Source organism: Fibrobacter sp. (assembly GCF_045112255.1).
Classification (GTDB): Bacteria; Fibrobacterota; Fibrobacteria; order Fibrobacterales; family Fibrobacteraceae; genus Fibrobacter.
Genome location: NZ_JBGUHR010000120.1, coordinates 20,015 through 37,521 on the forward strand (window position 1 = coordinate 20,015; position 17,507 = coordinate 37,521).

At 48.8% G+C, this 17,507-nt stretch carries 19 protein-coding genes; 12 read left to right on the forward strand and 7 right to left on the reverse strand.

Going from position 1 to position 17,507, the window contains the following annotated elements:
* Window positions 1-5: 5 nt before the first annotated feature.
* From ACJMM9_RS15490 to ACJMM9_RS15515, 6 genes are all read left to right on the forward strand, one after another.
* On the forward strand, window positions 6-914 hold the full coding sequence (locus ACJMM9_RS15490; protein ID WP_405328932.1) for a Crp/Fnr family transcriptional regulator: 909 nt from the start codon (window positions 6-8) through the stop codon (window positions 912-914).
* Entirely contained in the window at window positions 911-1,810 is a 900-nt protein-coding gene (locus ACJMM9_RS15495) for a Crp/Fnr family transcriptional regulator (protein ID WP_405328934.1), read from the forward strand. Before ACJMM9_RS15490 ends, ACJMM9_RS15495 begins: the two co-directional genes overlap by 4 nt.
* Before the next feature lie 250 nt (window positions 1,811-2,060).
* On the forward strand, window positions 2,061-2,423 hold the full coding sequence (gene yajC, locus ACJMM9_RS15500; RefSeq protein WP_088639352.1) for a preprotein translocase subunit YajC: 363 nt from the start codon (window positions 2,061-2,063) through the stop codon (window positions 2,421-2,423).
* Between the two features lie 2 nt (window positions 2,424-2,425).
* Window positions 2,426-2,965 carry a peptide deformylase gene (gene def, locus ACJMM9_RS15505; protein ID WP_014547023.1) on the forward strand — a complete coding sequence of 180 codons (540 nt, stop codon included), beginning with the start codon at window positions 2,426-2,428 and terminating at the stop codon, window positions 2,963-2,965.
* Between the two features lie 53 nt (window positions 2,966-3,018).
* Entirely contained in the window at window positions 3,019-4,218 is a 1,200-nt protein-coding gene (locus ACJMM9_RS15510; protein ID WP_405328938.1) for a SpoIID/LytB domain-containing protein, read from the forward strand.
* On the forward strand, window positions 4,215-5,570 hold the full coding sequence (locus ACJMM9_RS15515) for a MiaB/RimO family radical SAM methylthiotransferase (RefSeq protein WP_405328940.1): 1,356 nt from the start codon (window positions 4,215-4,217) through the stop codon (window positions 5,568-5,570). The genes ACJMM9_RS15510 and ACJMM9_RS15515 overlap by 4 nt, the downstream gene beginning before the upstream one ends.
* Window positions 5,571-5,708: 138 nt before the next feature.
* On the opposite strand, the gene ACJMM9_RS15520 is transcribed toward ACJMM9_RS15515, so the two are convergent.
* On the reverse strand, window positions 5,709-8,492 hold the full coding sequence (locus ACJMM9_RS15520; RefSeq protein ID WP_405328943.1) for a fibro-slime domain-containing protein: 2,784 nt from the start codon (window positions 8,490-8,492) through the stop codon (window positions 5,709-5,711).
* A gap of 202 nt (window positions 8,493-8,694) precedes the next feature.
* Between ACJMM9_RS15520 and ACJMM9_RS15525 the strand changes: the two genes are divergently transcribed.
* Window positions 8,695-9,312, forward strand: a complete 618-nt coding sequence (locus ACJMM9_RS15525; protein WP_405328945.1) for a hypothetical protein — start codon at window positions 8,695-8,697, stop codon at window positions 9,310-9,312.
* Here the strand turns inward: ACJMM9_RS15525 and ACJMM9_RS15530 are convergent, their stop codons facing one another.
* Window positions 9,313-9,660 (reverse strand): hypothetical protein, encoded by a 348-nt coding sequence (locus ACJMM9_RS15530; protein ID WP_405328947.1) that lies wholly within the window; start codon window positions 9,658-9,660, stop codon window positions 9,313-9,315.
* A gap of 95 nt (window positions 9,661-9,755) precedes the next feature.
* Between ACJMM9_RS15530 and ACJMM9_RS15535 the strand changes: the two genes are divergently transcribed.
* Window positions 9,756-9,911 (forward strand): hypothetical protein, encoded by a 156-nt coding sequence (locus ACJMM9_RS15535; RefSeq protein ID WP_405328950.1) that lies wholly within the window; start codon window positions 9,756-9,758, stop codon window positions 9,909-9,911.
* On the opposite strand, the gene ACJMM9_RS15540 is transcribed toward ACJMM9_RS15535, so the two are convergent.
* Window positions 9,908-10,417: a hypothetical protein gene (locus tag ACJMM9_RS15540; RefSeq protein ID WP_405328953.1), complete on the reverse strand. Its 510-nt coding sequence runs from the start codon at window positions 10,415-10,417 to the stop codon at window positions 9,908-9,910. The two genes, ACJMM9_RS15535 and ACJMM9_RS15540, sit on opposite strands and share 4 nt — an antisense overlap.
* Window positions 10,418-10,547: 130 nt before the next feature.
* Window positions 10,548-11,804, reverse strand: coding sequence for a phosphoglycerate kinase (gene pgk, locus ACJMM9_RS15545; RefSeq protein WP_283428372.1), 1,257 nt, complete (start codon window positions 11,802-11,804; stop codon window positions 10,548-10,550).
* Between the two features lie 285 nt (window positions 11,805-12,089).
* Here pgk and ACJMM9_RS15550 point away from each other — a divergent pair, with 285 nt between their 5' ends.
* Together ACJMM9_RS15550 and folB are read left to right on the forward strand one after the other, a co-directional pair.
* Window positions 12,090-13,130, forward strand: coding sequence for a hypothetical protein (locus ACJMM9_RS15550; RefSeq protein ID WP_405328956.1), 1,041 nt, complete (start codon window positions 12,090-12,092; stop codon window positions 13,128-13,130).
* Window positions 13,130-13,492: a dihydroneopterin aldolase gene (gene folB / locus ACJMM9_RS15555; RefSeq protein ID WP_405328959.1), complete on the forward strand. Its 363-nt coding sequence runs from the start codon at window positions 13,130-13,132 to the stop codon at window positions 13,490-13,492. Before ACJMM9_RS15550 ends, folB begins: the two co-directional genes overlap by 1 nt.
* A 23-nt stretch (window positions 13,493-13,515) precedes the next feature.
* Here folB and ACJMM9_RS15560 read toward each other — a convergent pair whose 3' ends face one another.
* Together ACJMM9_RS15560 and ACJMM9_RS15565 are read right to left on the reverse strand one after the other, a co-directional pair.
* Window positions 13,516-15,048: a YifB family Mg chelatase-like AAA ATPase gene (locus tag ACJMM9_RS15560; RefSeq protein ID WP_405328962.1), complete on the reverse strand. Its 1,533-nt coding sequence runs from the start codon at window positions 15,046-15,048 to the stop codon at window positions 13,516-13,518.
* Between the two features lie 12 nt (window positions 15,049-15,060).
* On the reverse strand, window positions 15,061-15,393 hold the full coding sequence (locus ACJMM9_RS15565; RefSeq protein ID WP_303733070.1) for a SpoVG family protein: 333 nt from the start codon (window positions 15,391-15,393) through the stop codon (window positions 15,061-15,063).
* A gap of 216 nt (window positions 15,394-15,609) precedes the next feature.
* On the opposite strand from ACJMM9_RS15565, the gene ACJMM9_RS15570 reads away from it, so the two are divergent.
* The gene (locus ACJMM9_RS15570; protein WP_405328964.1) at window positions 15,610-16,140 is read left to right on the forward strand and encodes a carbohydrate-binding family 9-like protein; all 531 of its coding nucleotides are present in this window, start codon (window positions 15,610-15,612) and stop codon (window positions 16,138-16,140) included.
* A gap of 1 nt (window position 16,141) precedes the next feature.
* On the opposite strand, the gene ACJMM9_RS15575 is transcribed toward ACJMM9_RS15570, so the two are convergent.
* Complete coding sequence (locus ACJMM9_RS15575) at window positions 16,142-16,897, reverse strand: acyl-[acyl-carrier-protein] thioesterase (protein ID WP_405328967.1); 756 nt, start codon at window positions 16,895-16,897, stop codon at window positions 16,142-16,144.
* 34 nt (window positions 16,898-16,931) lie between these two features.
* Between ACJMM9_RS15575 and ACJMM9_RS15580 the strand changes: the two genes are divergently transcribed.
* Window positions 16,932-17,483, forward strand: a complete 552-nt coding sequence (locus ACJMM9_RS15580) for a pseudouridine synthase (protein ID WP_405328970.1) — start codon at window positions 16,932-16,934, stop codon at window positions 17,481-17,483.
* Window positions 17,484-17,507: the final 24 nt, after the last annotated feature.

The following is a 17,507-nucleotide window of genomic DNA, read 5'->3' on the forward strand; positions in this document are numbered from 1 at the left end:
TCCCGATGATTACGGGGAATTCGCAACCAAGACTTATCCCGCCCACGCGACTCTGCGTGAAGGCGGGTTTTGTTGTATCCTCACCTCAGGACGAAGACAAGAAAATCATCCTTTTGAACGAAGGTGAGCTTGTCGCCCTCGACCCCAAAGCGAACAACAAGGTCGTTTTCAAGATCCATCCCGGTAATCTCGTGGGCGTAGGCGCCCTGCTTGAACGCGAACCCGTACGCTACATTTTCCAGGCGACCACCGATTCCACCATCACCATCATCAATGACGAGTGCATGGAATCCGAGCTAAAAGCGCTCCCCGTCTGGCTTTTGGCGGCCATCAAGGCAATTTCGGCCAAGACGCGCCGCATCAACGAATCCATCCGCGCCGCAAAGACGGAAAATCCGCTCGAAAGCCTCGCCTCTTTCTGCAAATTCTACAGCAAAGACGAAATTTTGCAAAAGCAGTTGCTGTTGCAGGAATTCTCGTGGCTTACCAAGACGCCGCTCCCAGCCGCAAACGAAGCGCTAAAGACGCTTATCCGTCGCAAGATGCTCATCCCGCAAGCGAACGGTTTGACGCTTACCGTCCCTGACCCGCGCCTTCTCGAAATTTTCGCGGATTACCTCAAGACACAAGAACTTGAACTTCCATGGCTCCCGTTCAAGCTCACGCTCCAGCAAAAGAGAAACCTCGTCTGGCTATCGACTCTCGAACCCAATACGACCATGGACGGTTCTGCATGGATAAATTTGTTCAAAACGCACAACCTTGAAGTTAGCGTTGCAGACTGGCTCCAGATGCAGCAATTTGAATGGTTCATCGAAAAAGAGAACCATCTTTTCGCGCTTAATATAGATAAAGTAAATTACTATTTATTGACATTGCAATACGAGCCAAATCTCAAGGGGACGGTAAAATGATATTGAGAGAAGGCGAAAATCTTTGCTTGCAAGGGGACCTCACCCATTCATTTTACATCGTCAAAAGCGGTGCGCTTACCGCGACTTCAAAGGATGAGCAAAACGGCACGCAGGTCCTGAATTTCGGCCCCGGTTCCACGTTTGGCGAACTCAGCCTCATCGCTGGCGAGCCCATGGAATACACGGTCCACGCCGAAGAAGACTGTGAAATCGAGGTCATCCCGCAAAGCGCCCTGCACGACGCAATGGCCAAGCAACCGATTTGGCTCAAGTCCATTCTCGCGTTCCTCACACAGCGCAACCACATCGCGCAAGAGAACAAGCGCAAGAGCGACTTGATTACAACTTTCCCGTCGCTGTTGTTCGTGCTTTCGAGAGTGCCCGCAAAAGATATTAGTTTAGTCGCACTACAAGACGAAATTGCACAATTTTCAAAGCTTTCCGCATTTGGTACATATAAACTATTAATTATTTTACAGGACTTTAAGCTTGTCCGTTTGCAATCGGAATCCGTATCTGTCGAGAACAAGCCGCTAATCAAGATTCTCTACGAGACGCTCCGCCATCGCGCCATTTACAAGAGTACATCGCCGAACATCCTTTCGCTTACCGACCAGGCAATCCTCACTGCATTCGTGAAAGCCGCCTGCGACAAAGGCGAGCTCCAGTCCGACGGTCTTGTCGCCGTAAACACAAGCGATTTGATTGAGCAGACCAAGCGCACCATGCACGGGATGAGCCTCACCCCGCGCAACCTCGAAACGCTTTTGCAAAAGCAGCTTCTCAAAGAACTCTCCCAAAATAAATATTGCGCCAACTTCGATAAGCTCCTAAACCTGCTCGAACTCAACCGTATTTATCCATTGCTCGATAAAAAATTAATTACTGGTCAATAGCCATTGGTCATTAGTCAATAGACTGTAGGAAGTAGTTAGACGAAAGAACGGCGGTTCCCGCCTACAGACGAAAGATGTTTTTAAGAGACATTTCTCTCGTCTCTCGTCTTTACACAAGTGCTAAATGCTAGGCTCAATCATGTCAAAAAACAAGTTTTTTGTCGCGATATTCGCCTTACGCATTTATCGTCTCTCGTCTAAATTTCTATTTTTGTGTAGCAATAAAACATTCACCCCTACAAGGTTCAATATGAAACTCTCTGCACTTCTCGTGACTCTTTCCTCCATCGCCGCTTTCGCTCAGGACGCAGCACAGCCGGAACAGCCGGGCGCTCTCGCCAGCTTCCTCCCGCTCATCCTCCTCTTTGTGGTGATGTGGCTCTTCTTCATCCGCCCGAAGCAGAAGGAAATGAAGCAGATGGACGAAATGCGCAAGCAGCTCAAGAAGGGCGACAAGGTCATGACCGCCGCAGGCATCATCGGCACCATCGCTAGCATGGAAGAAAACATCATCACGCTCCGCACTGGCACCTCCACCATCGAATTCGAAAAGGCTGCCATCCTCCGCGTCATCAACAACGACACTTCCGCTAAGGTCGAAGAAAAGAAGTAATCATGGCCATTCTCCCCATCAGAATTTACGGTGACCCGGTGCTTCGCAAAAAGTGCGAACCCATCACCGAAATCACGCCGGAACTCCGCCAGCTCGCCAAAGACATGCTCGAAACCATGTACGATGCTCCGGGCTGCGGCCTTGCCGCTCCGCAGATTGGCAAGAACATCCGTCTCGTGGTCATTGACACCGCCATTCCAGACGAAGAGGAACCGCGTCCGTACATCATGTTCAACCCCGAATGGGAAGCTGAACCGGATGCCAAGAACGTCGATTACGACGAAGGCTGCCTCTCCCTCCCGGAAATCTTCTGCAACGTTGTCCGTCCGGACCGCGTGACAGTTCGTTTCTTTGACATCAATGGCGAAGCCCAGGAAATTCATAACTGCGAAGGTCTGTTCGCCCGCTGCATCCAGCACGAATGCGACCACCTCAACGGCGACCTCTTTGTCGATAAGATCTCGACGTCAGACCGCACGATGAATCAGTCCAAGCTCCGCAAGATGGCAAAAGAAACCCAGGCGAAGCTCAAAAAGAAATAAGGTCCATGGGCCTGCTCCGGATATTTTCAGCAGTTGCTTTGACGACACTCTCTTTGGCGACCTCATCTCTTGCGGCCGGCAATTCTGAGTATAGCCCGATCGAAGCAAACAGCGTATCCGAGCAGACCATTGTTCCTCAAAAAATCGCCAAAGAGCTCAACCGCCCTATTCAGGTGGGAGTCTTTGTAGGTGCGCCAAATATCTTCGTCCGTCAAAAGAACGAAGAACTGCACATCACCGCCTCTAAAGGCAAACTCAAAATCAAGACAAAATCAAAACGCCAGCAAACCGCAGACCGACGCGTCTTCAAGGCCACGGGTTCCTCCGCTAGCGATTGCACCGCCATCGCAACAGACAAAGCAGGTCTCAACAAAGCTTGCTACAATGGTGAATTTATCGTCTCCGCCAATGGCAACAAGCTAAACGCCATTAACGTCATCGACATCGAAGATTACTTGCGTGGTGTTGTTCCTTACGAAATCGGCAAACTCGACGAATCCAAGTTCGAAGCGCTCAAGGCTCAAGCCGTTGCCGCTCGCACCTACGCGTACAAGCACTTTGGAAGCCGCGTTGCACAAGGCTTTGACGTTTACGCCGACACACGCGACCAAGTCTACAAAGGCCTCCACAGCGCCACAGAACTTACAGACAAAGCCGTCCGCGAAACCGAAGGCGTCGTGATGACGTACAACGGAGAATTCATCACCGCCTATTACCATTCCACTTGCGGTGGCGAAACTGAAGGCGTTGCCACCTGGGGCCGCCCGGACCATCCCTATCTCAAGAACAAGCCCGACCTCCGCCCCGACGGAACGCCGTGGTGCCGCGAATCCAACTACTCAGAATGGACTCGTGAATTTACCGAAGACGAGCTTCGCGATTTATTCCAGATAAACGCAAAAGAAGCGAAAGCAAACGTCCCGAGTTTTTCGAGCATCAAGTCGATGCACATTCAAGACACGCTCAAGAGCGGTCGCATCCACACGCTCGTCATCGAAACGAACAACGGCTCGTTCACTGCAAAAGCAGACAAAATCCGCTGGCTATTCAAGCGCGGCGGCACCATTCTCCCCTCCAGCTTTTTCCGCATCCATAAAAACGGTAATGACTGGATTCTCAAGGGCAAAGGATTTGGACATGGCGTTGGGCTTTGCCAAATGGGCGCTCGCGCCCGCGCACAGGCTGGCCAAAGTTACATCCAGATTTTAACGCACTATTACCCCGGCATCACGCTGGAAAAATTCAAGAGATGATAGTCGTTTTAAGCCAGGGCTGTGCCGCAAATTTCGGTGACGGCGAAAAGATCGCGCGCATTCTCTCCCAGAAATCCGAAGTCACGTTCGAGTTCCCGGAAGCAAAAGCGGCGCTCACCATGAATGCCGCGCATTCCATAAATGCCGAGAATCCAGAAAATGCCGCGAGCACTTCATCCAAGAAGCCCGCGAATCTTGATAATTCCGCGAATCTCGCCGCCACACACGTTGAAAAGCCCGAAGCTTTCTATTTGAACGTTTGCACGGTCAAGGGCAATGCAGGCGCCATGAAGCTTCTGCGCAAAGCAGCCAGCACCTACCCTGGCGTTCCCATATACATCACGGGTTGCGCTCCCAAGGATTTCCGAGAAGAAGCCCTCCGCGCCGTGCCGCATGTACAATTCACAAGCCTGAAAGAACTCGAAGCCTCGGCTACATTAACTCGCAACGTCCTTCGCGAATCGCCGTTCGTCGGCATCGTGAACATCGAAGAAGGTTGCCTCGACGCCTGCGCCTTTTGCAGCACGCACCTCGTCAAAGGCCGCCTCCATAGCTTTGCGCCCCAAACCATCGTGGATCAAGTCCAGGCGCTCGTCGATGACGGCTGCCTTGAAATTCAGCTCACCGGCCAAGACTGCGCCTGCTACGGCTTTGACATCAACACAAATCTCGCCGAACTCACGCAAAGAATCTTAACGCACGTGAACGGCAATTACCGCATCCGCCTCGGCATGGGCAATCCGCGCCATGTCCTTGGCTATCAAGAAGCGCTCCTGGACTGCTTCACAGATGATCGCATTTACAAGTTCATCCACATTCCCGTCCAGAGCGGCAGCGAAAACGTGCTCAAGGCAATGAACCGCCGCCACACCGCACGAGACTACGCCACCCTCGCACACGCCTTTACCGAGCGATTCAACAAGTTCACACTCAGCACCGACCTTATCGTCGGCTATCCCGTTGAAACCGCCGCTGATTTCAACGACACATTAAAGCTTTTGAAAGAAACTCGCCCGACCGTCTGCAACATTACACGTTTTGTTGCGCGCCCAGGCACAGTCGCCGCGCGTCTCGAAGCATCCAGTCAAGCAGTTCCCGACGCCGTCAAGCACGAGCGTTCCGCGATTCTCGCCGAAGCGTTCCAGCAAATCGCCCTCGAAAACAACCGCGAATGGATTGGCGACGAATGCACCGTCATCACAGAAAAGCAAGGCTACCGCGCCGGAACCACCATTGCCCGCAATGCAGCTTACCGCCCCGTGGCCCTCCAAGGCACATTCCCTGCGGGTCAAACGCTCCGCGTCCGCATTACCGATGCAGAACCCTTCGCATTGATCGCAAAGCCTCTCTAATCAATCCATCACGATCCCCGCGAGCAATCCCAACAACAATTCTCGCGTTTTTTCTAATAACCAAAGACCAATGACTATTGAAAAAAAACACCCCGTGGCGTTCACCACAGGGTATTTTAAACTTTCAACGAACTAATATTACTTTTTCGGAGTTCTGCGATAACCGCGTCTAATCGTTTCCGTAGTACGCATGAACGGCATGGTCATATCAGTAAGCTTATTACCATAGCTCTTATAGCAATATTCAAACTGATCCATCACGACGGTCATCTGATAAATATACGGACCCGTAGCAAGCAAGCGACCCTTTTCAGTTACCGGATACATCTTGATTGTTGCAAGCATTGCACCCGTAGCAGACGTAGGATCGGAACCATACATCTGGTTCGTGCAGCCAATTGCCGGAACAGTATCAATCTTATCATAAGCAGAAGATTTACCAGCCAAAGCCTTCTTGAAATCATCTGGTGTTACGCGCTTATTGTACTGATTCACAAAGTGGCCCAGGTGGTCAAACACACGGATATTCACATGGAACGGCTGAGTCGTCGGGAAAGACCACTGGGTGCAAGATTCATTGCTCTTTTTACCCGGAATCGTCGAAGCATCATTGCTATAGCAAAGTGTCGAATTGGTTCCCTGTCCAGCACCGTACACAACAGAAGTTCCCGGAGCATAAGCCGTATTTCCCTGACGGGGTGAACCAGTAAGCTTATCCGCATTATCCTTAGCCCACTTAATCGGGTCAACACCAGCAACAGCGGGGATCGGGGTCAACACGAGGTCAGCCGTCATATCAGTCGGAAGCTTTCCGTCTTCACTCCTATCGGCCAAATCCGAAAGCGTCTGAGCTTCATTTGAAAAGTCTGGACGGTCATAAGCAGGATCATCCGGAATCACGGCCACAATAGCCTGAGCGGTATAAGAAATCTGGCCCCACTTTTCACGTTCATCATATCCTTCAACATGCTTGCCAGACACAGATGCAATATAATATGTAGTCTTGTGAGACCACTGCATCAGCTGATCCCATACATATTTAGGATAGCCGCTATTGCCGTCGTCTTCAAGGCCCTGGCTCCACGGCACATTGAATGCAATTCGGTCGCCACCCAGGAGACCACCAGGCACTTCCACCACATTTCCATTCGCATCCAAACCCATCACCTTACCTTCAAACTGATACATTTGACCATCGGCCCCCTTATCAGTCGGTCCTGTTAAGGAAGTCACATAGAAACCGTAAACCATAGTGACTACGGAATCAGTTCCAGCAAGGGTTTTTAACGGTTTTCCATCAGGACCAAGAACAGTCACATCACGCATAACAACCATCGGAGGTATGGCGTCTTTATTTGCCAAGATCATATTTAAGCTGGAATCCGCAAGGGGTACGTTCATGTACATGCTGTTATGAGAAACACCCTTATCGTCCACCTTCACAACGACATTATTCACTGTAGGCTGACCATAGCGAGACGGAGCAAGTTCTGCAAGAGACGTACGGATGTAAATGTTAGAGCCATCAGACTGACGGTCTGCATAGAAGAAATGCAAATGATGCCAAGTATCATCGGCCCAACCCGTAGCGTCAGACGCCCCCGTGCAGTTAGAATAAGTCGAAAGAGGTTCACCCGTATGGCAACCATGATTATTTGCAGCCAATGTGAAAATATTAACCTTGCCAGGAGCAGAGAGGTGGGTACCGCCCAAGTCCACAACAAGTACGCCATCCACAAAGATCCACATATCATCGTCACCAGCAAATTCGAACACTTCAGGATCAAGCTGTCCGGCTGCGTTTAACTGGTTTGAATTCTTGTACTTGAAGCTTGCGTAACCCATCATGGTAAAAGCGTAATTGCGAAGATGCTGCATACCGAGCTTACCATTTCTTGCCGCAGCAACATAAGCAGCGCTGTGTCCAGCACCATCGGCATTTATAGAACGCGGGCCACCCAAAAGCAACCAGTCTTTACAGAGCTGGGCTGTATTTTGGCCCATGTAGTCGTACTGCTTATCGGCCCATTCATAAGCATATGGAGGACAGAAAATAGAGAGAGTCTGTGCGCCAAACTGTTCGCATACTTTATTGGGCTGAATTTTTGCATTACAAGACTTATCACCGACTCTTTCTCTTGAAACAGGATCAATACTATCAAGCGGAGAATAACCACCATTGTTATAGTTATAGTCGTAGATGTAGTACTTGGAACCTTGAGGATCCTTACCAATATCCATGGTCGCATAAACAGTCTTATTTATAGTCGGAACATCAGTAAACCACTGATCAAAGAACTGGTTATCGCAGGCTTCCGTCTGTTTCTTGATATGCACATCATAGAGCATATCAATTTTGTCACTTCCAGGCGCCATGGTAAACTCCAAATAAGGATATACCATACCAGGCGTGTAGATCACCGGGTTTGCCCAGTTTGTGCCGCCATTCGGACACTTGTAACCACTTACACCAGGTTGTGCATTTTTGTAACCACGCAGTGTATTACCGTTATTTTTATCAGAACACTCGCCGTATTCCAAGGTCTGATTCGTAACAGAAGTTCCCTGCAAATACCCTGGCAAAGACATATTTGGAGTCATCGGAAGACCATCCGTACCAATCTTTGCGCCATACCCCATGTTAATCGTATTCATGTTACCACAGGTTTTGTGATATTGATCGGCCTTCATGTACCAGTCATCATCGTAGCCAAAGAACTTCATGGCTGCGTTACCCACCTGGTAGTTATAAATTTGATCCAAATGCTGAACAGATTCTTCGGAGAAGTTTTCGAAGTCAGGATGATTCGGTTGAAAATCACGAATAATAATATCCAGCGTACGGACATCCTGAGCGTTTTGAGCAAAAGCTACAGAGCAGCCAAACAATGCGCTAAGGGTAATCCATTTATTTAATTTCATAATATTCCAATCTCCACCTAATAATAGGTTACAACAATTCCACCTAAATATAAACCAATTCAAAAGGAATGAGGTCGCGTAATAATGCAAAATATATGTAAAAACATAAAATCTTGAGATTTTTTGACACCTCCTGTATAATATCTAGATGTTCATTCTTTTTTCGAGACTGATTCTGGCTGGATTATCTATTTTTTCGCCCATGAATTGGTCCATTGTATTTTTTGTCATCATGATGCTCTTGCTGTTACGCATTTTGCGGCTCAGAATCCGCGCAAACAGCTCCAGATCCGAATCATTCAAACGACTTCCCCCCAAAGATCAGCTTGCAGTACTCAAAGAATGCCTCCTGAACAATCCATCCGAGGCAAATCTCAGAAATCTCGCTGATTTTGCAGAAAAAAATTCGTTAAATATCGATGTAGAAAGCTATCGGCCGTTCCTCAAGTCGCAGTTGGAAATATTTGGCCGCAAGGATGCGATCGCAGAAGACAACGAGTTATACATCGCAGAAACGGCATGGATAGACAAGATTACGCCTCTCGAATTTAAAGAAGCAGAAGCGTTCAAGCAAGAAAACGAAAAATCAAAGTATATCGAACGCTCGCTCGAAGGAATCGCCCGCCTGTACTCCGACGAAGCAATACTAGGCGAACTCGCAAAACTCGCCCCAGATTATCCACACGCCACAGAACTTGCCGAAAGCTATAAGCAGCTCATGCAGACCCGCGATGAAAGCCTCGCCGACGACAAGTCCCTCGAAGCCCTTCGCAAGCTAAAAGACGCCTGGGAAGAAGACCTACTGAACGTTCGGGTATAATTACTTTTCAAGAAAGTCCAATGCCTCGCCGGCAAGTTCCACGCAGCGGTTGCACGGAATAATCTTGTTCGGGCGAATTTCCTGGCACCTGATAAAACCCTGAGCGCCGCGCTTAAAGAATTCCTGGATTGATTCGGCATGGTCCGGCTGCATCATCTTGGCAGCATAGAGCGCACCGCACAAGCCGTCAGGAGCCTTGCCACCGCCAAAAGCACGGAACATCTCGGCAGCCTTCACCGCTTCTTCTTCAGACTTGCCCGTTGCTCGTGCATAGCCATAAGCCACAGCCATGGCACAGTTACCGCGCTTATCCGCATGGAATTTCTTTGAAATTTCGGCAATCGACATAAAAGCTCCTTTTCACATAGTTATCCGGACGATTGTCACCCCGGACTTGTTCTAGGGCGGCATCACCTTTTCCTATAAAAATATATATTCGTACTATGCCAAACGAAAACAACGACATCAAGAATCTCGACCTAGACCAGCTCATCGGCAACATGAGTTCCATCAACAGCGAAGACTACTGGTTCACCAAAGTCTCAAAAATCGAGGAACACGACGAAACCGCCGAGCCAAAGCAAGGCGATCAAAGCTAGAACGAAAACGCCAAAACAGCGCCGTAGCGCCCATCCAGAGGATTCAGCAAGGGAGCGAATCCTACTTGCAAACTGACGAATTCAGCGTCATTCAGTTTTCGTTGCTCTAAAAATTCCTCTTTTTTTCGATTGTAATTATAGAAATCCCGCTGACGCCTGATTTTCGCGATGCTGAAACCGCCATAAGTAATCCAAGAAGGCAAGAATAAAATCACAGCGGTAATCGCAGCAGCATCCAAAACAACATACCCCCCTCGGCATCCTTCAGGTCCATAACAATCTGCAGCTCCTCTAGCGGCAAACACCAAAATCGGGGTGGCAATAGACAATCCAACACTCGTCCAATAAAACACATCGGACATAGACTCGTTAGCACGAAACCTTTGGTAATTATAATTGGCTAAACTGTCATAATACGCCGCTGAATCAACAGGCGTAACAGTAGCCAGTTCATCCGCCAAACTCGGCATAATCAACAACGCAATACACAACAAAATAATTTTCATGCGAGTTAATATAAAAAACTCCGCAAACTATGTTGCAGAGTCTTTAAAATCCAATTTTTTGCGCAAGCGCAAAATTCTAGGCTCGGAAATGCGAACGCATGCGTTCGCGCTTCACTCGCCTCATAATCAGTTACTTATCAGTCAAGACAGCGACGCCCGGAAGCACCTTGCCTTCGAGGAGTTCGAGGGAAGCGCCACCACCCGTAGAGGTGTGGGTCACCTTCTTGTCAGCGCCGTACTTCTTGGCAGCCGTAGCGGTATCGCCACCACCGATCACGGTGATTGCGCCAGCAGCGGTAGCTTCGACGATAGCGTCAGCCATAGCCTTGGTAGCCTTTTCGAAGGCTTCGAATTCGAATACGCCTGCAGGACCGTTCCAAACGATGGTCTTTGCGGACTTGATAGCGTTCACGAAGAGCTTGGTGGATTCAGCGCCCACATCGAGGCCCATCCAGCCAGCCGGAATGCCTTCGGCGTCAGAAACAGCCTTCGTGGCAGCGTCGGCAGCGAACTTGTCTGCAGCGATGTAGTCGACCGGGAGGATGATTTCCTTGCCAGCAGCCTTAGCCTTGGCCATCAGATCCGGAACGAGCTTGGCACCTTCTTCGTCAAACAAAGAAGAACCGATTTCGATGTTGTTGAGGACCTTCTTGAAGGTGAAAGCCATGCCACCGCCGATGATGATCTTGTCGGCCTTGTCGAGGAGGTTGTTGATGAGCTGGATCTTGTCAGCAACCTTTGCACCGCCGAGGATGGCGAGGAACGGACGCGGAGGATTGTTGAGGACCTGGTCGAATGCCTTGAGTTCCTTGTTCATGAGGAAACCAGCGGCACGCTGCGGAAGTTCGACACCCGTCATGGAAGAGTGGTCGCGGTGTGCGGTACCGAAAGCGTCGTTCACGTAGACGTCAGCGAGCTTGGTGAGGCTTGCGCGGAAGGCCTTCACGGCTTCCTTGTCGGCCTTTTCCTTAGTTTCGGTGCCATCGGCGTTCTTGATCTTGCGCTTGCCTTCTTCTTCGATGTGGAAGCGGAGGTTTTCGAGGAGGATGATTTCACCCGGCTTGATAGCAGCGCAGGCAGCTTCAACTTCCGGACCAACGCAGTCAGCGAGGAACTTCACCGGCTTCTTGATGAGTTCTTCGAGCTTCTTGGCAACCGGAGCGAGCGTGTACTTCATGTTCTTTTCGCCATTCGGACGGCCGAGGTGGGAAGCGAGCACGACGGCTGCACCCTTGTCGAGAGCGTACTGGATGGTCGGGAGAGCGGCTTCGATACGCTTGGTGTTGGTGATTTCGCCAGTCACCTTGTCCTGCGGAACGTTGAAGTCAACACGGATGAACACGCGCTTGCCGGCGAGTTCGAGATCTTCGATAGAAAGCTTTGCCATTATAGCACCTTCTTTTTTAGGGTTAAAATTTTACGCGCTTAAATATAGTAAATCCAAACGACCGTTATTAGTCGTTAGCTATTGGTCATTAGAAAAAAACGGAACTTCGTAACCAGATTTTTACAAGCGAGACGGTATTTCATATTATAACTTGACATTTTCATCACACAAATAATTTATTCGCCTAAATCGCGATTCTAGTCGTGAAAAAAAATTATATAATTCACTATTGGTGTTTTTTTTATATATTTTTCCAAAAAAATTGGATTATTCGGAGTAGATACGATGAAGCGTTCTTTCTTATTGGCCCTCTGCCTTTCCGCTGCAGCAGCATTCGCTGGAGTTTATGATATTGCTGATTTCACGGCTAAAGATGCCGTCTCGTCTGACAACCAGGTTTTCGCCTCTTACGGCGAACTGAGCACAGCTTCTGTTGACGAAGCTGCATCTGTTCCTTCTGGAAAAATCGTCCTCCGTCAGAAGTTTGCTCAGGAATCTGGCCTTAACGCCTATCAGCTTTACATCGGCCAAGTCGGTGACATTTCTTCCATGACAGCATTGAGCGTACCCTCGGGCACCTCCTACAGCGATGTCGTCAAAGCTAAGCTTTATGAACGTCGCGGCATGAAGCCGGGTGACGATGCCGAAAAGGTATACTTCGACGGCAAGTTCGTCTATATCCCAGGTGCAACATCCGCTGTCGCATTTATAAATGGAACTCAGATCGACCTTAAAAACGAAGCCCCCGCCGCAACAAGCACCGCACCGAAGCAAGAATGCGACGAATTTGATGTTTCCTGTGATGAAGACATCATCGCAGCAAAGAACGGCAGCAGCTACGACGTTTCTGGCGACCTGAACAACACAAATTCCCGTGCCGACGCCCGCGATTATTCAGCCTCTGCCGCAGCACAGGACGTTAAGGATCGTTTCGGTATTGCAGACGAAGTTCGCTTCTGGAGCGCAGTCGCCCTCTCCGCAGTTGCAGCAGGCAGCGCCGTTCTTGGCGTACTCCAGCAAATGAAGTCCAGCGAAGCTAACGACGCATACAAGGATCTTGAAAAGGTCGCCAATGTTGCCGAAGAAAAGATCTCCATAGCATGCAGCAAGATCAAGGGTGTTACAAACCAAGAAGCCTGCGTAGACTACTATAAGAAAACAACTGATCCGACAGCATTCGCCGCAGCCAACTGGACTTATGCAGATCTCAAGAACAGAATGAAAGTCAACAAGGATACAAAAGATTCTTACGCAATGGGCCGCAACATCTGGTTCGGCGTATCGGCAATCTCCTTGACCACAGCTATCGTTTTGTTCGCATGGTAATGGAACAAGGGCGAATCCGGCTCAAAGACGTTCAATTTGATTGCATCGTTGGTGTTCTCCCCTACGAACGCGTAAACGAACAACCAATCATCTTGAACCTCACTCTTTGGTTGGACTTCGCAAAAGCTGCAGAAACAGAAGATTTAAACGAATCTATCGACTATGCAAAGCTGGCGGAAGAACTAAAAGGGTTCATCCGCCTTTCTTGTTTCAAGCTTGTCGAGACGCTAGCCGTAAAAACCGCAGAATACGTTCTAGAGCATTATTCAAAAGCCACAGCCGTCGAAGTCTCCGTTGCAAAGCCTAAAGCCGTTCCTGGCTGTCTAGGCGCCGAAGCAAGCATTAAATTAATTAGGAGTTAGGACTTCGGAATTAAGAATTGAAGTTACGATCCTCTAAAGGCTCGATATCGCAAGGCTTCGGAGAGGTCCATGATGTCTACAGCAGAGGTGCCACGCAAATCGGCAATCGTTCGCGCAACTTTTAACAACCTAAAGTAACCGCGCGCACTCAAGTCCATCTTGGCCGCAGCATTTACAGCAAAATGTTCTACGGCAGGAGTCATCTCTGCAAATTTTCTTGCATACTCCGACGACATTTCAGCATTGGATTTAAAAGGTAAATTGCGGAAGCGTTCACGCTGAACAGCCCGCGCCTTACACACGCGTCTGCGAATATCAGCAGACGACTCCCCTCGTCCTTTTAAAACAAACATCGCAGCATCAACAGGAGGGACGCTCACCTGTATATCGATACGGTCCAATAGCGGTCCCGATATTTTTTCACGGTAGCGTTTACGAGCCTCAGGCAGGCAAGTACACTCGCGCTTCGGGTCCATAGAATAGCCGCACGGACACGGATTCATCGCAGCTCCCATCATAAATCTCGCAGGCCATATAACAGTTCCACTCGCACGGCTAACCGAGATTTCACCTTCTTCCATAGGCTCGCGCAAAGCTTCCAAAACGCTCCGGTTAAACTCAGGCAGTTCATCCAGAAACAAAACTCCATTATGAGCCAAGCTGGCCTCCCCTGGCAAAAGCCGGGTTCCGCCGCCCACAAGCGACACCATCGATGCCGAATGATGCGGTGAACGAAACGGGCGCGTAAGCACGGGTTTGAACGCATCAGAATCGCCTGCTCGGAGTGCACAAGAATGAATACGCGTCGTTTCCAAAATTTCCTGTTCAGTCATCTCCGGGAGGATTCCCGGCAAGCATTTCGCACAAAGTGTCTTACCAGCACCGGGCGATCCCACCAACAAGAAATTATGCGCTCCCGCCGCAGCAATTTCAAGAGCACGCTTTACGCCATCCATTCCCACTACATTCTTGAAATCGGGAATTTCATTACTAACACTTACATGACACGAAGAGATGCCTTTTGCAATTTTTACATCCTGACTAGAATTACGTTCTAGGATTTCAACGCACTCCCCTAAAGAACTTGCACAAACATAACGAAGACCTTCCACTAACGAGGCTTCTTGAACATTCCCATGCGGGATCACAAGAATACAGTCATGTTCTGTAGACAAATTCATTGCAATGGATAACACACCACGGACAGGCTTCAACAAACCATCCAATGAAAGTTCGCCCACAAAGACATAGCGATCCAGCTGAGGGACTTCAATCTCCCCAGTCGAAACAAGCAAGCCAATCGCAAGCGGAAGGTCTAAAGCACTCCCCTCCTTTCGCAAATCCGCAGGCGACAAGTTCACCGTTGTACGAAAACCAGTCACCACTTTCCCGATAGAGCGTATCGCAGAAACAACACGTTCTCGAGATTCCCTTACCGCATTGTCCGGGAGTCCGACAAGAGTAAACCCAGGCAGTCCTTGAGCGGCATCGACTTCCACACTGACAGGAACAGCCTTTATTCCAAACAAGCAATAAGAACGGATTCTGCGAAACAATTTACACCTACCTTATGCTACTGCGGCCTGATACTTTTCAAGCACACAGCTTTCAATATGTTCTCTCAGCTGGCGAGTTATAGGCAAGCAAACGGTGCGATAATCCTCCCCTTTATAGAAAGTATCAATCGGATACCCCACAAACATTCCGTTTTCGCCATCCATCACGCGAAGCCCGCGAATCTGAATCTGGTCATTCAGCACAATCGTAGCAACGCCCTTCATGTGCCCAAGATTTGCGCCTTCCTTAAACGGATAAACCTGCACGTTAGTCACAGCAAGGCAATCAAATGCCGGGGACATAGCAGGGATATTCGATGTTTTCTTTTCTGTCTTTTCAGCCATATCGGCCTCCTATTTTTAAGGTTCGCCGCTATCGGTACATTCATACCTTTGCGGAATCGCACCCAATATTGCAAAAGCCATGCCAAAAGCTACATATGGCGTTTTTAATTCAATTTCAGCGTTTTCAATAGAATAAAAAGTGATTAAACACTGTTTAAACAATGTTTAATCACCATTTGTTTTTGCTAACTTGTTTTCATGCTTTTAAAACCGAATATGAAATGGACTGCAAATCAGGGAATTATCCACCCGATGGTTACCGCTGATTTTTCATGGACTCCCCGCATAATCACAGTTAAATTCACCGTCGAAGAACCCGTAGACTGCTACCGCGCCGCCGTTCAAGAAGACAACGGTCGAAGCTGGGAAGATTCCTGCGTGGAAATTTTCTTGCAGAACCCGGCAAACCCGGCTGAATATTTCAATTTCGAAACGACAAGCCGAGGCTTTGTGCTTGCCGCCCGAGGTACTGGCCGTGAGAACAGACAAACGCTTTCGCTCGATACTATCGCAAAGATCAAGCGTTCAGGAACCACGCCAAGCATCCAGGACGACAGCGTCTACTGGACTATGACTGTTGAAATTCCAGCCGAGATTTTCGGAATTAAAGCATTTGAAGCTCCACTCTGTGGAAACCTCTACAAATGCGCCGATAAAGCAAACACGCCCCATTACCTCAGCGCATTTCCCATAGAAACAGAAAAACCGGACTTTCATCGTCCGGAATTCTTCAACATTCTAGAGTAGGCTACATCATTCTGAGTTTCATTTCGAAAACAGGACGGTCCGTTTCATCGAGAATGCGCATGTAAGTTGCGCCATTATGATCCGCACGGAACACCTTTAAAACCTGGCCTTCCTTAGATTCGCCCAGATAATGGACTTCAAGTTCCGAAGGAATGCAAAGTTCCAAGTCAGACGCGCTAAAGACGTTCAACGCGAGCTTTACATATTCGATATTGTTCATGTGGTGCGACATATCGATATGTTGCGGCAAGACCTTCTGCTGATAAACTTCCTGATATTCTTCAGGCTTCACATTAAAGCGATCGAAATCATCCGTCATGAACGCTTCCGGAAAACCTTCTGTCGGAAAATCTACCGCAGAAAGGCGCATCGGACGATGACGATCAAAGCTCAAGCAGCATATTTCCTGTTTTGCAAAAATAATCGGTTCACCGTCAATCGTCGTAATCGCCGTATTTTCGTTCAAGCGGATAAGCTGATTATCTGCCGGGAAGGATGTCGTGACAACTTTATCTTTCCAGTACGGACGTTTCAAGAATTTGAATTTGGCCTTATAAACAACCCAAAAGCCACCCTTTTCCTTGACCACGAAATTGTCCATTTTCATGGATCCAAAATTTTCCGTAATATTGTCCTGGACCATGAGCACTGTCTGCGCAAGACCCATCTTTCCTGACACGTCAATATAAGCCGAAGTAATCGTTCTCGGCTTCTGGAATACAAGCGGATTTTTCGCCAAAGTGTAAATATCAATCATGCTTTGAATATAAAATTTTTTATCATTAGGAGGCATGTCAACTGTTATTATTTTCAACAAGCCCTATGGCGTATTAAGCCAATTCACCCCAGAATCAGGACATTTAGCCCTAAATTCATTCGGGTTCCCGCCAGACATCTATGCGGCAGGCAGGCTCGATCACGACAGTGAAGGTGCGTTACTCCTAACCGACAACGGAAAGCTCATCAAAAAGCTTCTAGACCCCAAATACGAACATCCGCGAACCTACCTCGCACAAGTTGACGGACAAATTACCAAGGAAGCCATCCTAAAACTTTCTAAAGGCGTGGACATCAAAGGATACCACACTAAGCCCTGCAAGGCAGAAATCGCCGAAGAACCCAACTGGCTCTGGCCCCGCAACCCGCCAGTGCGCTACCGCGCCAATATTCCCACCAGCTGGGTAAAACTCACGCTTATCGAAGGCAAGAACCGTCAAGTGCGCCACATGACCGCAGCCGTTGGCTTCCCGACCCTCCGCCTTGTCCGCGTGCAAATCGGAAACATTCCGCTAGGGAACTTAAAGCCCGGCGAATGGCGCATAGTCACAGACAAAGTTATTTAACCATTTTAAACAAACAAAAACACC